The 19,184-nt window shown below is 37.9% G+C and carries 14 protein-coding genes and 1 pseudogene; 6 read left to right on the plus strand and 9 right to left on the minus strand.

All coding sequences use genetic code 11. From position 1 onward, the window contains the following. The first annotated feature begins 5 nt into the window (after nt 1-5). The 5 genes from surA to apaH are packed head-to-tail and all read left to right on the plus strand — an operon-like array spanning nt 6 to nt 4,342. Nucleotides 6-1,316: a peptidylprolyl isomerase SurA gene (surA, locus tag QQS39_RS15340; protein WP_265576091.1), complete on the plus strand. Its 1,311-nt coding sequence runs from the start codon at nt 6-8 to the stop codon at nt 1,314-1,316. Continuing rightward, complete coding sequence (pdxA, locus tag QQS39_RS15345) at nt 1,306-2,304, plus strand: 4-hydroxythreonine-4-phosphate dehydrogenase PdxA (protein ID WP_285804859.1); 999 nt, start codon at nt 1,306-1,308, stop codon at nt 2,302-2,304. Before surA ends, pdxA begins: the two co-directional genes overlap by 11 nt. After that, nucleotides 2,297-3,115: a 16S rRNA (adenine(1518)-N(6)/adenine(1519)-N(6))-dimethyltransferase RsmA gene (rsmA, locus tag QQS39_RS15350; protein ID WP_088494662.1), complete on the plus strand. Its 819-nt coding sequence runs from the start codon at nt 2,297-2,299 to the stop codon at nt 3,113-3,115. Before pdxA ends, rsmA begins: the two co-directional genes overlap by 8 nt. 25 nt (nt 3,116-3,140) lie before the next feature. After that, a complete protein-coding gene (gene apaG, locus QQS39_RS15355; protein ID WP_006535978.1) occupies nt 3,141-3,518 on the plus strand; it encodes a Co2+/Mg2+ efflux protein ApaG in 378 nt (125 codons plus the stop codon). A gap of 2 nt (nt 3,519-3,520) precedes the next feature. Further along, the gene (apaH, locus tag QQS39_RS15360; RefSeq protein ID WP_285804860.1) at nt 3,521-4,342 is read left to right on the plus strand and encodes a bis(5'-nucleosyl)-tetraphosphatase (symmetrical) ApaH; all 822 of its coding nucleotides are present in this window, start codon (nt 3,521-3,523) and stop codon (nt 4,340-4,342) included. 438 nt (nt 4,343-4,780) lie between these two features. Here the strand turns inward: apaH and folA are convergent, their stop codons facing one another. After that, nucleotides 4,781-5,266, minus strand: coding sequence for a type 3 dihydrofolate reductase (gene folA, locus QQS39_RS15365; protein WP_088494660.1), 486 nt, complete (start codon nt 5,264-5,266; stop codon nt 4,781-4,783). 175 nt (nt 5,267-5,441) lie between these two features. Between folA and QQS39_RS15370 the strand changes: the two genes are divergently transcribed. After that, a complete protein-coding gene (locus QQS39_RS15370) occupies nt 5,442-6,056 on the plus strand; it encodes a LysE family translocator (RefSeq protein ID WP_285804861.1) in 615 nt (204 codons plus the stop codon). 44 nt (nt 6,057-6,100) lie between these two features. Here QQS39_RS15370 and QQS39_RS15375 read toward each other — a convergent pair whose 3' ends face one another. The 8 genes and pseudogenes from QQS39_RS15375 to yqiA all read right to left on the minus strand — a co-directional run bounded on the left by QQS39_RS15375 (nt 6,101) and on the right by yqiA (nt 19,183). Next, the gene (locus QQS39_RS15375) at nt 6,101-7,234 is read right to left on the minus strand and encodes a hypothetical protein (RefSeq protein WP_285804862.1); all 1,134 of its coding nucleotides are present in this window, start codon (nt 7,232-7,234) and stop codon (nt 6,101-6,103) included. A gap of 102 nt (nt 7,235-7,336) precedes the next feature. Then, complete coding sequence (pta, locus tag QQS39_RS15380; RefSeq protein WP_285804863.1) at nt 7,337-10,567, minus strand: autotransporter Pta; 3,231 nt, start codon at nt 10,565-10,567, stop codon at nt 7,337-7,339. A gap of 452 nt (nt 10,568-11,019) precedes the next feature. Further along, entirely contained in the window at nt 11,020-12,441 is a 1,422-nt protein-coding gene (ftsP, locus tag QQS39_RS15385; protein ID WP_151436014.1) for a cell division protein FtsP, read from the minus strand. 342 nt (nt 12,442-12,783) lie between these two features. Continuing rightward, entirely contained in the window at nt 12,784-13,533 is a 750-nt protein-coding gene (locus QQS39_RS15390; RefSeq protein ID WP_151436015.1) for a 1-acylglycerol-3-phosphate O-acyltransferase, read from the minus strand. A 64-nt stretch (nt 13,534-13,597) separates the two neighbouring features. Then, the gene (locus QQS39_RS18740; protein ID WP_432711557.1) at nt 13,598-14,323 is read right to left on the minus strand and encodes a DNA gyrase C-terminal beta-propeller domain-containing protein; all 726 of its coding nucleotides are present in this window, start codon (nt 14,321-14,323) and stop codon (nt 13,598-13,600) included. A gap of 51 nt (nt 14,324-14,374) precedes the next feature. After that, a pseudogene (parC, locus tag QQS39_RS15400) lies at nt 14,375-16,555 on the minus strand (DNA topoisomerase IV subunit A); the annotation flags it as partial. Nucleotides 16,556-16,587: 32 nt separating this feature from the next. Next, on the minus strand, nt 16,588-18,483 hold the full coding sequence (parE, locus tag QQS39_RS15405; protein WP_109373070.1) for a DNA topoisomerase IV subunit B: 1,896 nt from the start codon (nt 18,481-18,483) through the stop codon (nt 16,588-16,590). Between the two features lie 124 nt (nt 18,484-18,607). Next, on the minus strand, nt 18,608-19,183 hold the full coding sequence (gene yqiA / locus QQS39_RS15410; RefSeq protein WP_151436017.1) for an esterase YqiA: 576 nt from the start codon (nt 19,181-19,183) through the stop codon (nt 18,608-18,610). Nucleotide 19,184: the final 1 nt, after the last annotated feature.

Below are 19,184 nucleotides of genomic sequence, written 5' to 3' on the forward strand. Positions count from 1 at the left end.
AACTTATGAAAAATTGGAAAACGCTGTTTATCGGCTTAATGATCACGGTCGGTGCAGCCACCAGCTCAACAACATTTGCTGCTCAAGAATTAAACCGTGTATCGGCTATCGTCAATAACGGTGTCGTTCTAGAAAGTGACGTCAATAGAATGTTACAAACGGTCAAAATGAACGCCAAAAATGCAGGTCAAGAAATGCCTGATGAGCAAGTTCTTCGCCAACAAATTCTAGAGCGTTTGGTGATGGATAACATCATTTTGCAAATGGCACAGCAAATGCAAATTGATATTCCTGATGCCGCAGTAGAATCTACCATTCAGGGTATTGCTGCTGAAAATAAACTCTCTCTTGAGCAACTGAAAAAGCGTCTTGCTGCCGATGGTATTTCTTATAACGAATATCGACAAGATATCCGTAAAGAGATGATGTTAGCCGAAGTTCGTAACAACGAAGTACGCCGCCGTATTACTATTTTGCCTCAAGAAGTTGATTCTCTTGCTAAGCAAATTGAAAGCCAAGCAAGCCAAAGTGTTGATCTAAACCTAAGCCATATCTTAATTCCATTATCAGAAAATCCTGCGCCAGCAGAAATAGAAAAAGCAAAGCAAGTTATTACTCGCATTATGAATCAGCTTAAAAATGGTGCAGATTTCGGTAAATTAGCTGCAACTTATTCTGCTGATCCACAAGCTTTAAATGGCGGTAATATGGGTTGGGCATCTATTGATGAATTACCAACGCTATTTGCAAAAGAGTTAGCAAATGCACAAAAAGGTCAAATCGTAGGACCTCTTCATTCTGGTGTTGGCTTACACATTATCAAAGTAAACGATATTCGTGGTGGTTCAAATACCCTTTCTGTTACGGAAGTTAAAAGCCGTCATATTCTGCTAAAAAGCTCGCCAATCATGAATGATGAGCAAGCTTATGCCAAGTTACAGCAGATCTCTGCCGATATTCGCAGTGGTAAAATGACCTTTGCTGATGCAGCAAAAGAGTATTCTGAAGATCCAGGTTCAGCATTACGCGGCGGTGAGTTAGGATGGTCAATGCCTGATGTTTACGATCCGGCATTCCGTGATGCGTTAATGCGCTTAAATAAAAACGAATTAAGCCAACCTGTTCGCTCAAACTTTGGCTGGCATTTAATTGAATTAGAAGACACACGTAGTGTTGATAAAACAGATGCCGCAAATAAAGAACAAGCATACCGTTTACTCTTCAACCGTAAATTTAATGAAGAAGTACAAAACTGGATGCAAGAGCTACGAGTTGGGGCTTATGTGAAAATAATGAACGAGAATAATGCAAACTAAGCAAATAAAACCACTTGTTATCACCCCCGGCGAACCAGCCGGGGTTGGTCCTGACCTTATTATCTCATTAGCACAAATGAGTTGGGATTTACCTTGGGTTGTTTGTGCTGATCCTCAATTACTTAAAACAAGGGCAGAATTGTTAAACCTGCCTCTTTCATTAGTTGAATACGATCCTGCTACCCCACCTAAAACACACATACCAAGCCAAATTTGTGTACTCCCAATCGCACTTCACACTAATGTCATTCCAAGTACATTAGATGCGCGCAACGGATTATACGTTGTAGAAACATTAGCTCGTGCTTGTGATGGCTGCCTAAATGGTGAATTTTCAGCACTCGTGACCGGACCTGTTCATAAAGGCATTATCAATGATGCCGGTGTGCATTTTACAGGACACACTGAATTTTTTGCTGATCGTAGCCACTGTGAGCGTGTTGTTATGATGCTGGCGACAGATACATTAAGAGTCGCATTAGCAACCACACACTTACCCTTACGAGATGTGGCCGATGCAATTACAGGCGAGCTTCTGCATGAAATTATCACCATTTTAAACCACGATTTAAAAACCAAATTCGGTATAGCAGAACCTCAAATTTACGTTTGTGGCCTTAATCCTCATGCAGGAGAAAGTGGTCATATGGGACGTGAAGAAATTGATATTATAGAGCCTGCATTAACACAATTACGTCAGCAAGGCATTCATCTTCATGGACCTTACCCTGCTGATACCTTATTCCAACCTAAATATTTAACACATGCTGATGCGGTACTTGCGATGTATCACGATCAAGGATTACCTGTGCTAAAATATGAGGGTTTCGGTCGCGCCGTGAATATAACTCTCGGTCTTCCTTTTATCCGTACTTCTGTTGATCATGGCACCGCCCTTGAGCTTGCAGGTACGAAAAGCGCAGATGCTGGCAGTTTTTGCACCGCATTAAATTTAGCCATTAATATGATACAAAATTGTAATGAATAATAGAGTCCATCAGGGGCACTTTGCCCGCAAACGCTTCGGGCAGAACTTTTTAACAGACAGCTATATTATTGAAAGTATTGTTGAATCCATTTATCCTCAACCTGGTGAAGCCATTGTTGAGATTGGCCCTGGTTTAGGCGCAATTACAGAGCCAGTAGGTGCAAGAATGGATAAAATGACGGTTGTCGAAATCGACCGTGATTTAGCCGCTCGTTTAGAAGTTCATCCTACATTAAAAGACAAGCTGACCATTATTCAGCAAGATGCTATGACGATTGATTTTGCGCAATTAGCAAAAGAGCGTCAGCAGCCCCTGCGTGTTTTTGGTAACTTGCCTTATAACATTTCTACACCACTTATGTTCCACTTATTCAGTTTTGCTGACGCAATTTCTGATATGACATTTATGTTGCAAAAAGAAGTGGTCAATCGCCTTGTTGCTGGTCACGGCAGCAAAACTTATGGTCGCTTAAGTGTGATGGCGCAATATTATTGCCAAATCATCCCTGTACTTGAAGTTCCACCTACTTCATTTAAACCAGCACCTAAAGTTGATTCAGCAGTTGTTCGCTTGATCCCATACAAAGAAAAGCCATATCCAGTAACGGATATTGCAATGCTTAGCCGTATTACCGCTCAAGCATTCAATCAACGCCGTAAAACACTACGTAATAGCTTAGGTGGATTACTCACAGCAGAAGATATGATAGCACTTGATATCGATCCAACTGCAAGAGCAGAAAATATTTCTGTTGAGCAATACTGCAAAGTGGCAAACTGGTTATCGCAAAAGCAAGACTCACAAGCATAAGATAAAGCCAGAGACAGGAGGCACTATGTTCACCTCATCAAAAGTGGCGATACAGGTACAAAGCGTTTACATTGAAAGCCAATCTTCCCCTGAAGATGAACGATATGTTTTTGCTTATACCATATCAATTCATAATTTGAATAAATGTGCAATTCGCCTCCTGCGCCGCTATTGGTTAATCACCAATGCACAAGGTAATACCACTGAAGTTCGGGGTGAAGGTGTTGTTGGCGAACAGCCGCTTATTGAGCCTGGCACACAATATCGTTATACCAGTGGTGCCGTTCTTGAAACACCAATGGGAACAATGGAAGGTCATTATGAAATGATTGACACTGATGGTCGATTATTTCAAATAGAGATCCCTGTTTTCCGCCTTGCACTTCCAACATTGATAAACTAACTATGGCAACTTATTTAATTGGTGATGTTCATGGCTGTTACCATGAACTGCGCCACCTTCTTGATAAAGTCAGTTTCGATCCTGCTCAAGACACATTGTGGCTAACGGGTGATCTTGTTGCACGAGGCCCTGACTCGCTTGAAGTACTCCGCTTTGTAAAAAGCTTAGGCACTTCACTTAAACTCGTTTTGGGCAATCATGATCTTCATCTTTTAGGTGTATTTGCAAAAATTAGCCGCAACAAACCAAGAGATAAGCTGAATGATTTACTTAATGCGCCAGATGCAGATGAATTAATTAATTGGTTAAGACGCCAACCTGTATTGCAAGTTGATGAAGACAAAAAAATCATCATGGCTCACGCAGGGATCACGCCACAATGGGATTTAGAAATAGCCAAAATGTGCGCTCGTGAAGTCGAAGCTATTTTAAGTAGTGATAGCTACCCTTTATTTATTAACTCAATGTATGGTGATTTACCAAACAACTGGTCACCAGAACTTTCGGGTCTAGCACGATTACGCTTTAGCACTAATGCATTCACTCGTATGCGCTACTGCTTTCCTAATGGTCAGCTTGATATGATTTGCAAAGATAAGCCACAAGACGCGCCTGCACCATTAAAGCCTTGGTTCGATTTGCCAAGCCAGTTACCTGAAGGTTATAGCATTATATTTGGGCATTGGGCCTCTCTTGAAGGGAAAGGCACTCCTGATAATGTTTATGCGTTAGACACGGGATGTTGCTGGGGTGGAAATCTCACTTGTTTACGTTGGGAAGACAAACAGTATTTCACTCAATCTAGCCTATCTGCTCCCAAATAAATCACTTATATCCCTTCTTTCTTGAAGCGCAAAAATGGCTACATTGCCTTTTGCGCTATGTGGGCTTTATCATCACATATTACCTAAATTACTCTTTTTTATTCTAAAGAGAACGTTTTATATACAAAAACGAACACTTTAAAATATCATTAAATTTAATCATTAATAATCAATATGTTATTTTTTTTCATAGAAAAATAAGTGTAGAAAAACACAATATTGAGAATTAAAAATCTCTATATTGATTAATATCTCATATATTATTCTTATAAAATGAGTTTATTAAAATATAAATAATGTTTATTTTAAAATCCCACTTTTTTTATAAAAGGGAATATTTAAATAGAATAATAAATCTTATTTCTTATTGTTTTTATATAAATAAAATAGGAATAATAAAAAGGGAGATATTTAATCTCCCTTTTTATTTAATTCTTGTTATTTTCTTCTTTTTAATATTTCGAAGCAGTAGTTATGTGAGTTATTTTCATCTGCTTCATGGTATTCCATAAAGGTAGAATCCCACTCATCAGGCTCATAATCTGGGAATGTTGTATCACCAATAACTTCAGCATCAATATGAGTTAGATAGAGTGTATTTGCCATAGGCAGAAATTGCTCATACACTTTACCACCACCGATAACCATAATTTCTTCATGATTTTCAGCAGCTTGTAAAGCTTCTTCTACAGATTTAACCCAAACAACATCGCTATCTGTTCCTGGCTGGCTACTTAAAACAATATTAAGACGGTTCGGTAAAGGACGTCCAATAGACTCATAAGTCACCCGGCCCATAATAACGGGTTTATTTAACGTATTCTTTTTAAACCATGCGAGGTCACCGGGTAATGTCCAAGGCATTGCCTTTTCCATACCAATAATGCGATCCATCGCTAATGCTGCGATTAAACTAATATTCATTTACACACCTACGGGTAAAGATGGGAAAAAAACTGTTCACACTATACGTAAAGCTAAAACCTGAGTCGATACAAATTATGCTTCCTTGATAATAAATAATTGCTTTATACTCGAAGTGTTAACTTAATCATATAAGATTCAATCATTATAATATTGTTATATACAAGGCGCTATTATGCTTGAAACTTCTTTAGTTGTTTTTACAATTGCTTTACTTGGTATGATCTCACCAGGTCCTGACTTTTTTCTCGTTGTAAAAAATGCTGCACGTTATCAACGTTCTGCGGCAATGATGACTGCAATGGGAATTGTGGCTGCATTACTTGTGCATATGTCATATTGTGTTGCAGGTATTGCCGTTCTTATCACAACAACACCTTGGCTCTTTTCTATTTTGAAATATGCGGGTGCTGTTTATTTGCTATGGATTGGTTTTCAAAGCTTACTGTCAAAATCTAATCATTCGATTGATGAAAAAGCAGCACAACATTCACAAATCAGTTTTAAGAAAGCCTTTATGCAAGGTTTTCTCTGTAATTTACTCAATCCTAAAGCCACATTGTTCTTTCTTGCCGTTTTCACTCAAGTATTAAGTGTCGATTCAAGCATCGGTGAAAAATTGTGGTATGCCTTTATTATTTGGGGATTAGCTATCGTTTATTGGCCTTTGCTTGTTTTATTAATTCAAAGTGCTCCAGTAAGAAAAGTGCTCAATAAAATCCAAAAAAGTATTGATAAAGTACTAGGTGTAATACTAATTGGTTTGGGAATTAAAGTGGCGTTGAGTTAAATAAAAACCTCTTTAATAAGATTTATTAGAGAGGTATAACTCATTTATAATAAATTTAAACTCCAATCATTCTCACTCTTTAAATAATCAATAACATCGAGTAAAACCCTTTCATTCTCAAGATAATTAGACTTATTTTTCATTTTATTTAAAATAATCTCATAATTATCTCTAATAACATTAGCTATATTATTTTTCACTTCATCATTATTTATATTTTCACTAAAATGTTTTTTTATTTTTCGATTATATTCAAATATAAAAATTTTATCGTTTGCAGTTTTATCTTTTGCATTAATAATATCCTCATATTCTAATACTTCTGAGTCAAGTATGTTATCCACAAACTCCTTGACACCTTCATTATTTTTTAATTTATTTATTAAGAGTTCTATTATCGAATTTATAAAAATTTCATTATTATAATTTTCAACATTATACTTCGCTATTTTACTCATAAAACATTTAGCTATATTTATAATAAATCTCTTCTCCATTTCCATAGAGTAAATATCATGCATTGTATTAACTAAATGTCTTATTGAATTACCTAATTTATTAGTTCCTTTTCCATCAATCTCTTCACAAGCATAATTTAATGCCATATCAATATGTTGTTTATAGTTAAAATTAATATAATCTAGTATACTAGTGCATTCTGAATTATGTCTACTCAATTCTTCTTTTTGATAATTATTAATCACATCGAGAGAGATACTCATTATAGTAATAAAGTCTCCTTTTGTTTGTGATTTTTCATAAAGATAATTTCTTATTAAAATTTTAGCATTATCATGACAACCATTTTTTATTGCAACATTTAAACTTAAAAAAAACGAATCTAATTGCTCACACTTAAAACTAACAAAGTTAGAATTTATTAACTTACAATTATTAAATTTTATTCTCTCTCTTTCTGACAAAAGAGTGGATAAATTATTCAATTTAGCATTTTGACTTTTATCCAATAGAAAAGTCACACAAACCTTTAAATTAAATAATTCTTTTATAAAAAAAGATAATTTAGATAAAAAAGTATTATTTTTTCTTTCAACATAAAAACTAGAAAATGTATTTAATATATTTTTAATGCTGTTTTTTATTTTATATTTTTCTTTTATATTTACATCACATTTTTCTATTGAACTAACTTGTTGAGAAATATTATTTATCTTCATAACAACTCCTTATCTTATAGTAAAATAATCCTTTATTTATCTACACCTTTATACAAAAAAAAAGCCCTTATGACTAAGGGCTTTAAATATTAAAAAATAAATTTAGAAATTAATTTTTAGTGTTGCATTGATACCACTGGAGCTTACATCACTATTATATTGACCTTGGTAAGACAGCCCGAACGTGGTTGATTTACTTAATTGCGCATCAATACCTAAGCCAACACCAAATAAATTATCCAGCTTACCACCGCGTAATGTTGCATCACCGGAATTTGATAAGAAGAGACGTGATTCAGGACGATTATCACCAAACAGATGGCTTGCAGAAATATCGCCTCTTAATGCCATATTTATATTGCCTGCCATAAATGGATAACCTCCACGTAAACCGATAGTACCCACTTGAATATCTTGTGAGTCTGTCTTAGTGGTAAATTTCATATTACCGACATTTTCATTAATATCGTCAGTTGATACACGCAACCAGCTAAATCCTGCATATGGCTCAATAGCGTACTGATTAGTATTAAATTGAGTATAAGCACCTTCTAAGAAAATTTGAGTAATTTTTGCATCATAACTTGTAGAGTTATAACCTGCATTTTGTCCTACCCAAAGTGTTCTTTTAGCATCTCTATCTTGGTTAGTATGTGTGAAACCATAGTTTAACGAAGCCACGTCATACAGATTAGACACACCGTAAGCACCAATATGAATATCGTTGCTGTCTATTTTACCGTGTTCATTACCTTTATATTTGGTTGAACCTGCACCAAAGAAGAGACCGGCTTTGGTATTTTCGGTCACATCAATTTCTGCGCCTAATAAACCAACATAGAAATCAACATCCATATTGCTGTGACCATAATCAGCATTGCCCCATTGACCAATGCCTGTCATCCAAATACGTGCGTTACTGTTATCCAAGTTAGCATAGCGACCTTGACCAATACCCATAGCTTGATCTTTCACTGTACGCGTTAACCCTAACACATTGACGACACTCGCACTGTTGGCATTTAAATACATATCACTGCCTAATGATCCGTAGGTCTTATTCAGATCTCTTTCATTCATAGGAAGTACTGCATTAAATAAATCACCACTGCCTGTATTGTCTAACGCATTAGCAATAGATCGACCATTTTCATTATTTGCAAAAGTTGCCAGTGAGGTATTTTCTTTCTTACTTAATGTACCTGTAATGGTATTGTCTTTTACAGAGACATTTTTATCAAATAATGCATAATCATTATTTGAAGCAATATCGTTATTCGCTAACATTTTAGTTTTAACACGATTATCAACTAAATTGTCTGCATTAACTGTACCTGTTGCGACCGTGTTATTAAGGTAGATATCTTTTAATTGACCTTCACTATCAGCACCAATATCTAAACTTGCGCCTTTATTTAAGGTCATATCACCAACATTAACATCATGCCCTACAGTGACTAAATAAGCCCCTTTATCGTTGATATTAATATTGGCTTTATGACTCTCATTTGATGCTAGTTGACCTTGTTGTGTGAAAGTGTCGTTATAACGATCGATAACACTTAATTTACCGCCATTCACATTGACCGCTTCTGTGCCAAACGATTCTGTAAAGCCATATAACGTACCTTGTTCGACTGTTGTACCGCCACGATAAGTATTATCGCCAGTCATCACTAATGTACCTTCGCCTTTCTTAACTAAAGCACCATCATATAACCCAGCGTTAATTTTCGCTTGAATAGCATCAGCCCGTTTTTGGTAATACTCTTTACGCCATTTTTCAGCGTCTTCTTTGCTGACAATGTGTGAGGTTGGATCTGGGTTACCATCGTTGATAACAAAATCAGTTCCTAAAACATAATCACCACCAGCAGCAATGCCTTTATCTGTATATTCCTGCAACCATGCGAGATCTTCTTGTTTACGTAAATCTAGCGCGGTTTGTGAAATATCGTTTGTCCAAACATCAAGAGGTGTCATGCTTAGATTATATTCAAACTTCCCTAAGAATTGACCAGGACCATACATCCCTTTATCTAAATCAGGAGTACCCCAACCATAACGGACATCTGGCGTACCTTCAGCCGCAGTCCAGCTATCATATAAAGAGCCATCTGGATTACGGTGATTAGCCGTTGTGAACATCACATCACGGACTTGGATAGCATTCATAGATCCGTAACGTGACATCAATACGCCCATCGCACCAGTAACATGAGGTGCAGCCATTGATGTCCCGCTAAAGGTATCCCAACCTGCATTTCCCTCTTCATCAACAACTGACGAATAAATGTAACGACCCGGTGCAACAACCGTCCACCATTTCGCATTTCCTGCTTCATTAAAGATTTTTTCTAATTCATAACCCGACTTATCCGCATTCTGTTTAAGACCCGCAACAGCAATCCAATGTTGTTCAGCTTCAGGATTAAAATAAGGATAAAGAGGACGATAATAAGGTTGAGCAAAGTCACGATTACCTGTTGTAAAGACTTGAACAACATTAGTGCCTTTTACAGCGTCATAAGCGGCATCAACAAAGGAAGGTTTATCACCATAGACTTTTTTAAAATAGAAATATTCGTATTCGGTTTGTGCCGTAGTATCTACAGGCATATGTACAGTTGTATTACCGCCATCAGGCCCTGTAGTTGGAACTGTGTTAATAATACGAGGGTTTGTTCCCCAACTGTTATTAATCACTTGAGCGCCAGCATCCACCATCGCTTTCCAGCCAGTATAGAAATAAGTGTAATCTTGATAAGGACCATAGTTATTGCTATCTGTTGCGCCAGTATTTCCTAAATAAACATCTGCACCCCATGCAACCCCATGCATACCATTACCGTCACGACTTGCACCTACGGTTCCTGTAACGTGTGTACCATGTGTATCATTCACACCTTTGATCCAGCCACCGTCAACATCAAAGGCTTGGCCTTTCTCATAATGTCCCCCCATTTCTTGAGGGTAACGCATGCCTGTTGAACCATATTGACCTTTGGCTTTTACCGCATGGAAGCGCGCATCATTTAATTCTGGATGTGACAATAATGCACCAGAGTCCATTACACCGATTTTGGCACCTTGCCCATGAAAACCAAGTGCATAAGCACTAGAGGCATTCATCGCAGCAAGCCCCCAGTCTTTTTGATATTCTTGGCTTTCCCAACTTTTTGTATCTCCTAATTGCCCAGCTTCTGAATATGCTACGGAATATCCAGAAAAAAGAAGTGCTGATGCAACAATGGAAAGTTGAAATATATTATTATTTATTTTATTTTTTTTATTCATTTTGTGATGATGACTTAAAGCTATTTCTTTGTTCATTCTGTACCTTCAGTTATATTAAAATTTAATAACATTAATTAAGGATCAAAAATAAAAGACGCGAAGATTCTCTAGTTTCTAGAGAAATAATTACTTGAAGGGCATCTCAAAAATATGATTTCATGCCACAAAAATAGATAGATTGACTACACAATCACAAATTAATAGATAGATTAAACAAGATTAGATCACTTATTGTTATATTACAAACAAGCAAAATTAACCCATTTCAATATTAACCTCATTGATAACAATATTTAAATCAACTTAATAAAGAGAACTTAAATAAATAAACAAAAATATCAAATTAATTAACAATTTTTTTGAGAATATTTTTCTCTATTTAACTTTAGCCTAAAAAAATATAATCCACATTATTTTTAATATAAAAAAAACAGTATCTTTATTTTAAAAATACTGTTTTCCTTTTAATTTGGTGTTACTACTTAGTTTTATTCTGAAGGTGTGATTTCCATTTGCCCTACCATACCTTTATCTGCATTTTCTAATAACTGACTGTAATATAAGAAAGGGAAATGCGAATAAGAAGGCTGTTTTAATTCCACCAGCAATTCACTTTGAGTCTCAATCCAAACGGTATCTTTCCAACCAAAATCAGCTGGAGCTGGTTTCTGACCATTATGGTTAATCACTTTAAAACGGGCGCCTTCAATATGAAATGCTTGTGGTGTCGGCACTGTTACAAGCCAACGCTCCCACCCATTTTGCTTACCCACTAAATCAATTCTTGAAAGCTCCCAACGTGCATTATTTATTCCCGGAGGGCTGTTATGCAGTTGAATAGTTCTAGGCTGAATAGAAGTCGTGATTTGTGTGTCATCTACCGCTAATTGTGCGGGTGCTTTGTCTGTCACTAATGACATTAATCCGGTTGGTTTAATGGTTAGTATATTGGCATTACGTAATAAATCAGACGGTTCAAAAATACCTCGAAGCCTATCCATAAAGCCGGCACTTTGCCCTGCGGTAATGGTGACTTCACCACCTTCAGACATATCAACCAATATTTCACGTCGCTCACCCGGAGCCATTGGAATTGATTTCAGCTCTACGGGAGACGTTAATAAACCCTGATCAGAAGCGATAAGGTAAAGAGAACGACCATCATTTGCAGTTAGTTCATAACGACGAGCATTAGATGCATTGACTAAACGTAAACGTATCCAACCTCTAGAGACTTCGATATAAGGATCTTCACGTCCATTGACTAGCAATGTATCGCCATAGAAACCATCACTAGCGGCTTCTTTGTCGTATTGTGGCGTACCAAAATTATCAATCCGCTTATCTTGAATAATGATCGGAAAGTCATTCACTCCATAATGTTTTGGTAAAGGTAGGGATTTGCTCTCTTCATCTTCCACAATCCACATTCCCACCAATCCATTATAAACATGAGGTGCCATTTTAAAGGGCGTATTGGCGTGATACCAACATGTTGCTGCTTTCTGACGAATAGGCAATACTGGCGACCAATAAGCACCGGGTGACATTAATCTTGCCGCACCGCCGACTTGGGTCCCCGGAACTAATAAGCCGCTTACTGTCATTGATACCGCTTCATTAAGGCGGTTACTATAAATAAGTTTTATATCATCGCCACTTTTGACTTTGATTGTCGGTCCCGGAGTGGAGCCATTGATCCCCCAAACTTCCGCTTTTTGCGTACCATTAAATGCCCAATGCACATTTTGCAATGTCAAAAACAACGGCTGACCACGACGAGATTCCAACAATGGCGGTATAGGTAATTGTTTATCATTAACTGATTCAGCACGAACAGAAGAAGATATAGAGCCCAGACATACCGCTAAGCCTGAAGCCTGAATAAACTGGCGACGACTAAATGACATACTTTCTCCGCAACAAAATACAAATATTCCTATCGCATAATCAAAAATACTGTGACAGGAAAAAAGCTGCTGTGATTTAAAGACAAAAGGACTTAAATGAAATTACGGGAGCATAATAGCGCGGATATGACATAAATCCTAAAAATAGTTGATAACCAGCACTCTAAATAATTCAAAGTGCAATTAGGCGACAAGTGAATGAGTCGCTAGGAATATGTATAAGTATGTAACTAGTGCGAATGAGCGTAGTCAATAACCTTGCACCTTGAAGTATGACGAGTATAACAATATAAGCCTGAAGATCAGGCTTATATTCATACAAACAAAGAAACTAAATAAGTATTAATTTAATTTACCGGGAAAATCACGCTTATTCATTTCTTCAACTTCTTTATCTAGCTCTTCGATTTTCGCTTTCATAATTTGACGACAATCTTCTGCTAATTCTCGAACTTGATCTTTGCCATATTTTGAAACATCAATTGGAGGCAACATTTCAACAATAACGTAGCCATTATTCCAACGATTTAGCTTAATTTTACCCTGTGTCGTAGAAACACAAACAGGAATAATAGGCACCCCTGCTTGAATAGCCGCATGGAATGCACCCGTTTTAAACGGTAAAAGGCCACGACCACGACTACGAGTTCCTTCTGGGAACATCCAAACAGAAATCTTCTTCGATTTAATTTGATCGGCTACTTGTGAAATAGTGCCATGCGCTTTAGAGCGATTTGCTCTATCAATTAAAATATTACCCGTGATCCAATACAATTGACCAAAGAAAGGAATAAAAATTAAGCTTTTTTTACCCACTGTTACGGTATTAGGTTGTACCGCATTGGACATCGTCACCATATCAAAATTGTTTTGATGGTTTCCAATATAAATACTGGGGCCATAGTTTTTTGCATCTTTTGGAAAACGTTCAACAAGCTTAATGCCAAAAACAGTAGATAACTTGCCAAATGCTCGTCCGTAAGTCATTACATGTTTAGGATTTCTTGGTGAAAACATGCAATAAATCATTCCAAACGTCACCACAATAATGGTGTAAAGAATGACAATAATGCCTCGAATAATGGCTAACATAAGTTTTAGCGTCCTAAATAGAAGTGGGTCAAAAGACCCACTCAATATAAATTAAGTATTAGATTTAATTTGTTTCAATATCAATATGATCGATAACTTGAGCGCCGCGAGGTAAAGAAGTTCCTCGACGTCCACGTTTTGCTTTAAAGCTAACTAACTCATTCATCGACATTGTCATTTTACGTTTACCAAAATGCAGAGTAACAGAGGCATTTTCAGGTAATACTCGTAACCAAGCGACGTTATCTTCACCACTTGCTGCTTGTGAAGCAGGAATAGAAACCATCTGATTTCCCTTTCCTTTTACCATAGTTGGTAGTTCTGTTGCTTCAAAAATCAGCATTCTACCGCCTTTAGTAATGATCATAATGAGATCAGTTAGTTCATTATTCAAGCGTTGTGGCGGTAATGGTAATGCATTTTCAGGTAAAGTCAGTAGTGATTTTCCTGCTTTATTTTTAGAAGTTAAATCATCAACCTGACAGATAAAACCATAACCGGCATCAGACGCCATTAAGATCTTATCGGTGTTTTCGCCCATAACAACATGACGTAATTGCGCACCTTTCTGGACTTTTAATCGTTCAGTTAGCGCATCGCCTTTGCTACGACCAGAAGGTAAGGCATCAACATCAACGGTATAACTTTGTCCTGTGGTATCAATTAAGTGTACCGGTTGATTACTCATACCTTCAACGGCATCAAAATAATCATCACCAGATTTAAAGCCCACCGTTTTAGCATCAATATTATGTCCTTTTTGGCAACGAATAAGCCCTTTTTCAGACATAATAACCGTAACCGCTTCAGGATGTAGATGTTTTAATGGAATAGGTTCATCACCGGCATTACCGCTAAAATAGTTGATCTCTTCAGCTTTAAGCACTTCTTGCTGACCATCAACAGTAAAGATTAATGCTTCATCTTTAGGTGCAAACAGCATTTGTTCAATCACATCACCTTGCTCTTTTCCTAAAGCAACAAGACGTGTACCACGCCCTTTTTTATTCATTTCATTCAGTTGTTCTGCTGAAATGGCTAAAATACGTGTTTTGTCAGTGATGATAATAAACCAGTGTTGCTCATTTTTCTTTTGAGGATCAACTAAGAACGGTGCTAATAATTCAGTCTCTTCAGAAACAGTAAGTAGCCCTTTACCTGTCTTATTCTTCGTTTCCATCTCATCATAAGAGAGAACCGAGCCATAACCTTCTTTTGTTGCCAGTAAATATTCTTGTCCAGCACTTCCCGCTAACATGTATTTTACGCTGGCTTCAGGTGGGAAAGTTAACTTACCGGTTAATGGTTCGCCTTGGCTACGTCCTGAAGGCATATCATTGGGGCTTAAGGTATAGCTTCGACCTGTGGAATCAAGGAACAGAACAGGCTGATTACTCATGCCTCTTACTGCACTGTGATAGCTATCTCCTGCGCGATAACTCATGCCACTAGGATCAATATCATGCCCTTTTGCATTACGTACCCAGCCCATTTCAGACAGCACAATGGTGACAGGCTCTGATGGCAACATATCTTGCTCATTCACCACTTTCGCCTCTTCTTGAGGACGAATCGGCGAGCGTCGATCATCACCAAATTCTTTCGCGTCAGCTTCAATCTCTTTTTTCAGTAAAGTATTTAAACGACGTGGTGAACTTAACAATTTCTCAATGCTATCGCGTTCTTTTTCAAGCTCTTCACTTTCGCCTTTTAGTTTCATCTCTTCAAGTTTGGCTAAATGACGTAAACGTAACTCTAAAATAGCTTCAGCTTGAATATCGGATAACTCAAAGCGACGCATTAATTCTGCTTTTGGCTCATCTTCATGACGAATAATTTCAATCACTTCATCAATATTGAGATAAGCAATTAATAAACCTTTGAGGATTTCTAAGCGACGTAAAACTTTCTCTAAACGATGATTTAAGCGGTTGGTCACTGTTTGGCGACGATAAACTAACCATTCGTTTAAAATAGTCAGTAATCCTTTTACTGCTGGACGATTATCTAACCCAATCATATTTAGGTTAACGCGATAACTTTTCTCCAAATCAGTATTCACAAACAAGTAGTACATTACTTGTTCTAAATCGACGCGATTACTACGAGGAACAATAACAAGTCTAGTAGGATTTTCATGATCAGATTCATCACGTAAATCTTCAACTAAAGGCAGTTTTTTGGCTCGCATCAATGCTGCAATTTGCTCAAGTACTTTGGCGCCAGAAACTTGATGAGGCAATGCAGTGATCACCGCACATCCTTCTTCTTTCTGCCACACTGCCCTCATTCTGACAGAGCCACGTCCTGTTTTATAAATCTTTTTGATATCGTCTTGCGCGGTAATAATTTCAGCTTCAGTCGGATAATCAGGGCCTTGAACATATTGCATCACGTCAGATAATCCTGCATCAGGATTATCTAAAAGCATCACTAAAGCTTGTCCTATTTCACGCGCATTGTGTGGTGGAATATCTGTTGCCATTCCAACCGCAATACCGGTTGTGCCATTAAGCACGATATTAGGTAAGCGTGCAGGCAACATTTTCGGCTCTTGCATCGTGCCGTCAAAGTTAGGGATCCAATCTACCGTACCATGTCCTAATTCACTCAATAATGTTTGGGAATATTTAGAAAGGCGTGATTCGGTATAACGCATCGCGGCGAAAGATTTTGGATCATCCGGCGCCCCCCAGTTACCTTGTCCATCAATTAACGGATAACGGTAAGAGAACGGCTGAGCCATCAGTACCATTGCTTCATAACATGCACTATCACCATGTGGATGATATTTACCTAGCACGTCACCAACAGTACGGGCTGATTTTTTAAATTTAGCGCTATTACTTAAACCAAGCTCTGACATCGCATAAACAATGCGACGTTGCACGGGTTTTAGCCCATCTCCAATAAAGGGTAATGCACGATCCATAATGACGTACATGGAGTAGTTGAGATAGGCATTTTCTGTAAATAAGTGGAGCGGTTGGCGCTCTACACCATCATGAGTCAATTCACTCATTCAATTTTTTCCTCAGACTCTTGTGGTATCCATTACACTTCGATGTCAACTTCATCGCCTTTCTCTTGTAACCAATTTCGGCGATCTTCAGAGCGTTTCTTCGCTAACAACATATCCATCATGCCTAGGGTTTCTTGATAATTTTCATCATCAATCACCAATTGCACTAAACGACGCGTATTCGGATCAAGCGTGGTTTCACGCAGTTGAAGTGGGTTCATTTCACCCAAGCCTTTAAAGCGCTGTACGTTAGGCTTTCCTTTTTTACGGCTTAAACGTTGCAAAATGGCATTTTTTTCTGATTCATCAAGGGCATAATGAACTTCTTTACCTAAGTCGATACGGTAAAGTGGTGGCATTGCCATATAAACGTGCCCTTCCTTGACAAGAGCAGGAAAATGGCGCACAAATAAAGCACACAATAAGGTTGCGATATGTAAACCATCCGAGTCCGCATCCGCAAGAATACACACTTTACCGTAACGCAGTTGGCTTAAATCATCACTATCAGGATCCATACCAATGGCTACCGAAATATCATGAACCTCTTGTGATGCAAGTACCTCATCTGAAGAGACTTCCCATGTATTTAAGATCTTACCGCGCAGAGGCATAATCGCTTGATATTCACGATCTCGAGCTTGTTTAGCAGAGCCTCCTGCAGAGTCCCCTTCAACCAAAAACAGTTCGGTGTAACGTAAATCTTGAGAAGTACAATCAGCTAATTTACCCGGCAATGCTGGCCCTGAAGTAAGTTTTTTTCTCACCACTTTTTTAGCTGCGCGCATACGACGCTGAGCGCTGCTAATCGCCATTTCAGCCAGTAATTCACCAACTTGAACATTCTGATTTAGCCATAAGCTAAATGCATTTTTTACCGCATTTGCCACAAACGCACTGGTTTGTCTTGAGGAGAGTCGCTCTTTGGTTTGCCCTGCGAATTGAGGATCTTGCATTTTTACTGATAATACATAGGCACAACGCTCCCATGTATCATCAGCAGTTAATTTAAGACCTCTTGGTAGTAAGTTACGGAATTCACAAAATTCACGCATTGCATCTAACACACCTTGGCGTAAACCATTTACGTGTGTACCACCTTGAACCGTCGGAATTAAGTTAACATAGCTTTCAGTGAGTAGATCGCCACCTTCAGGTAGCCATAACATAGACCATTCAACGGCTTCATTATCACCTTCAAATTTGCCTGTAAAAGGCTCTTCAGGAAGGCGAACAAATTCAGCAACGGCTTCACTTAAATAATCGGTTAAACCATCAGCGTAGCACCAATTTTCTTGGGTGTTGTTTACTTTATCTACAAAAGAAACATTCACGCCCGGACACAGCACTGCTTTGGCTTTTAATACGTGAGATAAGCTTTTAGACGAAAAACGAGGAACATCAAAATAAGAGCCATCGGGCCAAAAATGCACACTCGTACCTGTGTCTCGTTTTGCACAGGTGCCAATCTCATGTAACTCTTCAACTTTATCGCCATTTTCAAAGGCAATTTGGTAAATTTTACCATCACGACGAACAGTTACTTCAATACGCTTTGAGAGGGCGTTAACAACCGAGATCCCCACACCATGCAACCCGCCAGAAAATTGATAGTTTTTATTAGAGAATTTTCCTCCGGCATGGAGATGAGCAAGGATTAACTCGATAGCAGAAACGTTAAGTTCAGGGTGAATATCGACAGGCATTCCTCGCCCATTATCGATAACTTCGATAGATTGGTCTGCATATAAAATGACATCGACCTTTGATGCGTGTCCCGCAAGCGCCTCGTCCACGCTATTATCTATCACTTCCTGTGCCAAATGGTTCGGTCTTGTTGTATCTGTATACATCCCCGGACGACGACGTACAGGCTCTAGACCATTAAGAACCTCAATATCCTTTGCGTTATAACTTGATTGAGTCATTGTTTTAATCTGCGGTTCGCTGTTAGAAAAATACTGTTTATAATAACAGGTGTTGGCGGCAATATGATATTAATTTTCGGCTAGATACATCAACCTACGTTTTACAGGTTAATTGACCGAAAGGCTAAATTATCTTTAAAAATTGAATAATTTTCGGAAAAAAACGTTCAAAACCCACAAAAGCATGGTTTCCATCCGATTCTATGGTTTGCCTACACGCGCCAAGATATGAGACAGCTTGACGATAATCAAGTATTTCATCTCCAGTTTGTTGAAGCAACCAAATAAGTTCTGGTGAGGTGATTGTGGGAATGCGTAAAGCAAGTAACTCATCCATATGATGAGGTTCTAGCTGATATTTTTGATGTGTATAAGGATTCTCATTCTCACCCAAGAAATCTTGCAAAAGATCGAAAGGACGTATCGCAGGATTAACAACAACAGCGGGTAAATTAAAACGTTGAGATAGCCAAATAGATAAATAGCCACCTAATGATGAGCCAATTAATCCAAGCTTGTCATCGGCACTCTCTTTAACTAAAGCTTCAATTAGCTGAGCAGCTTCTTGAGGATAAGGTGGCAATTGAGGTACTAACAATTCAATTTCAGGATGTGTTGCTTCAAGCCATTGGCGAAAAGCCTGTGCCTTTGCTGATTTAGGTGAGCTATTAAAGCCATGCAAGTAAAGAATACGAGGCATA

Source organism: Proteus appendicitidis, from assembly GCF_030271835.1.
In the GTDB taxonomy this organism is placed as follows: Bacteria; Pseudomonadota; Gammaproteobacteria; order Enterobacterales; family Enterobacteriaceae; genus Proteus; species Proteus appendicitidis.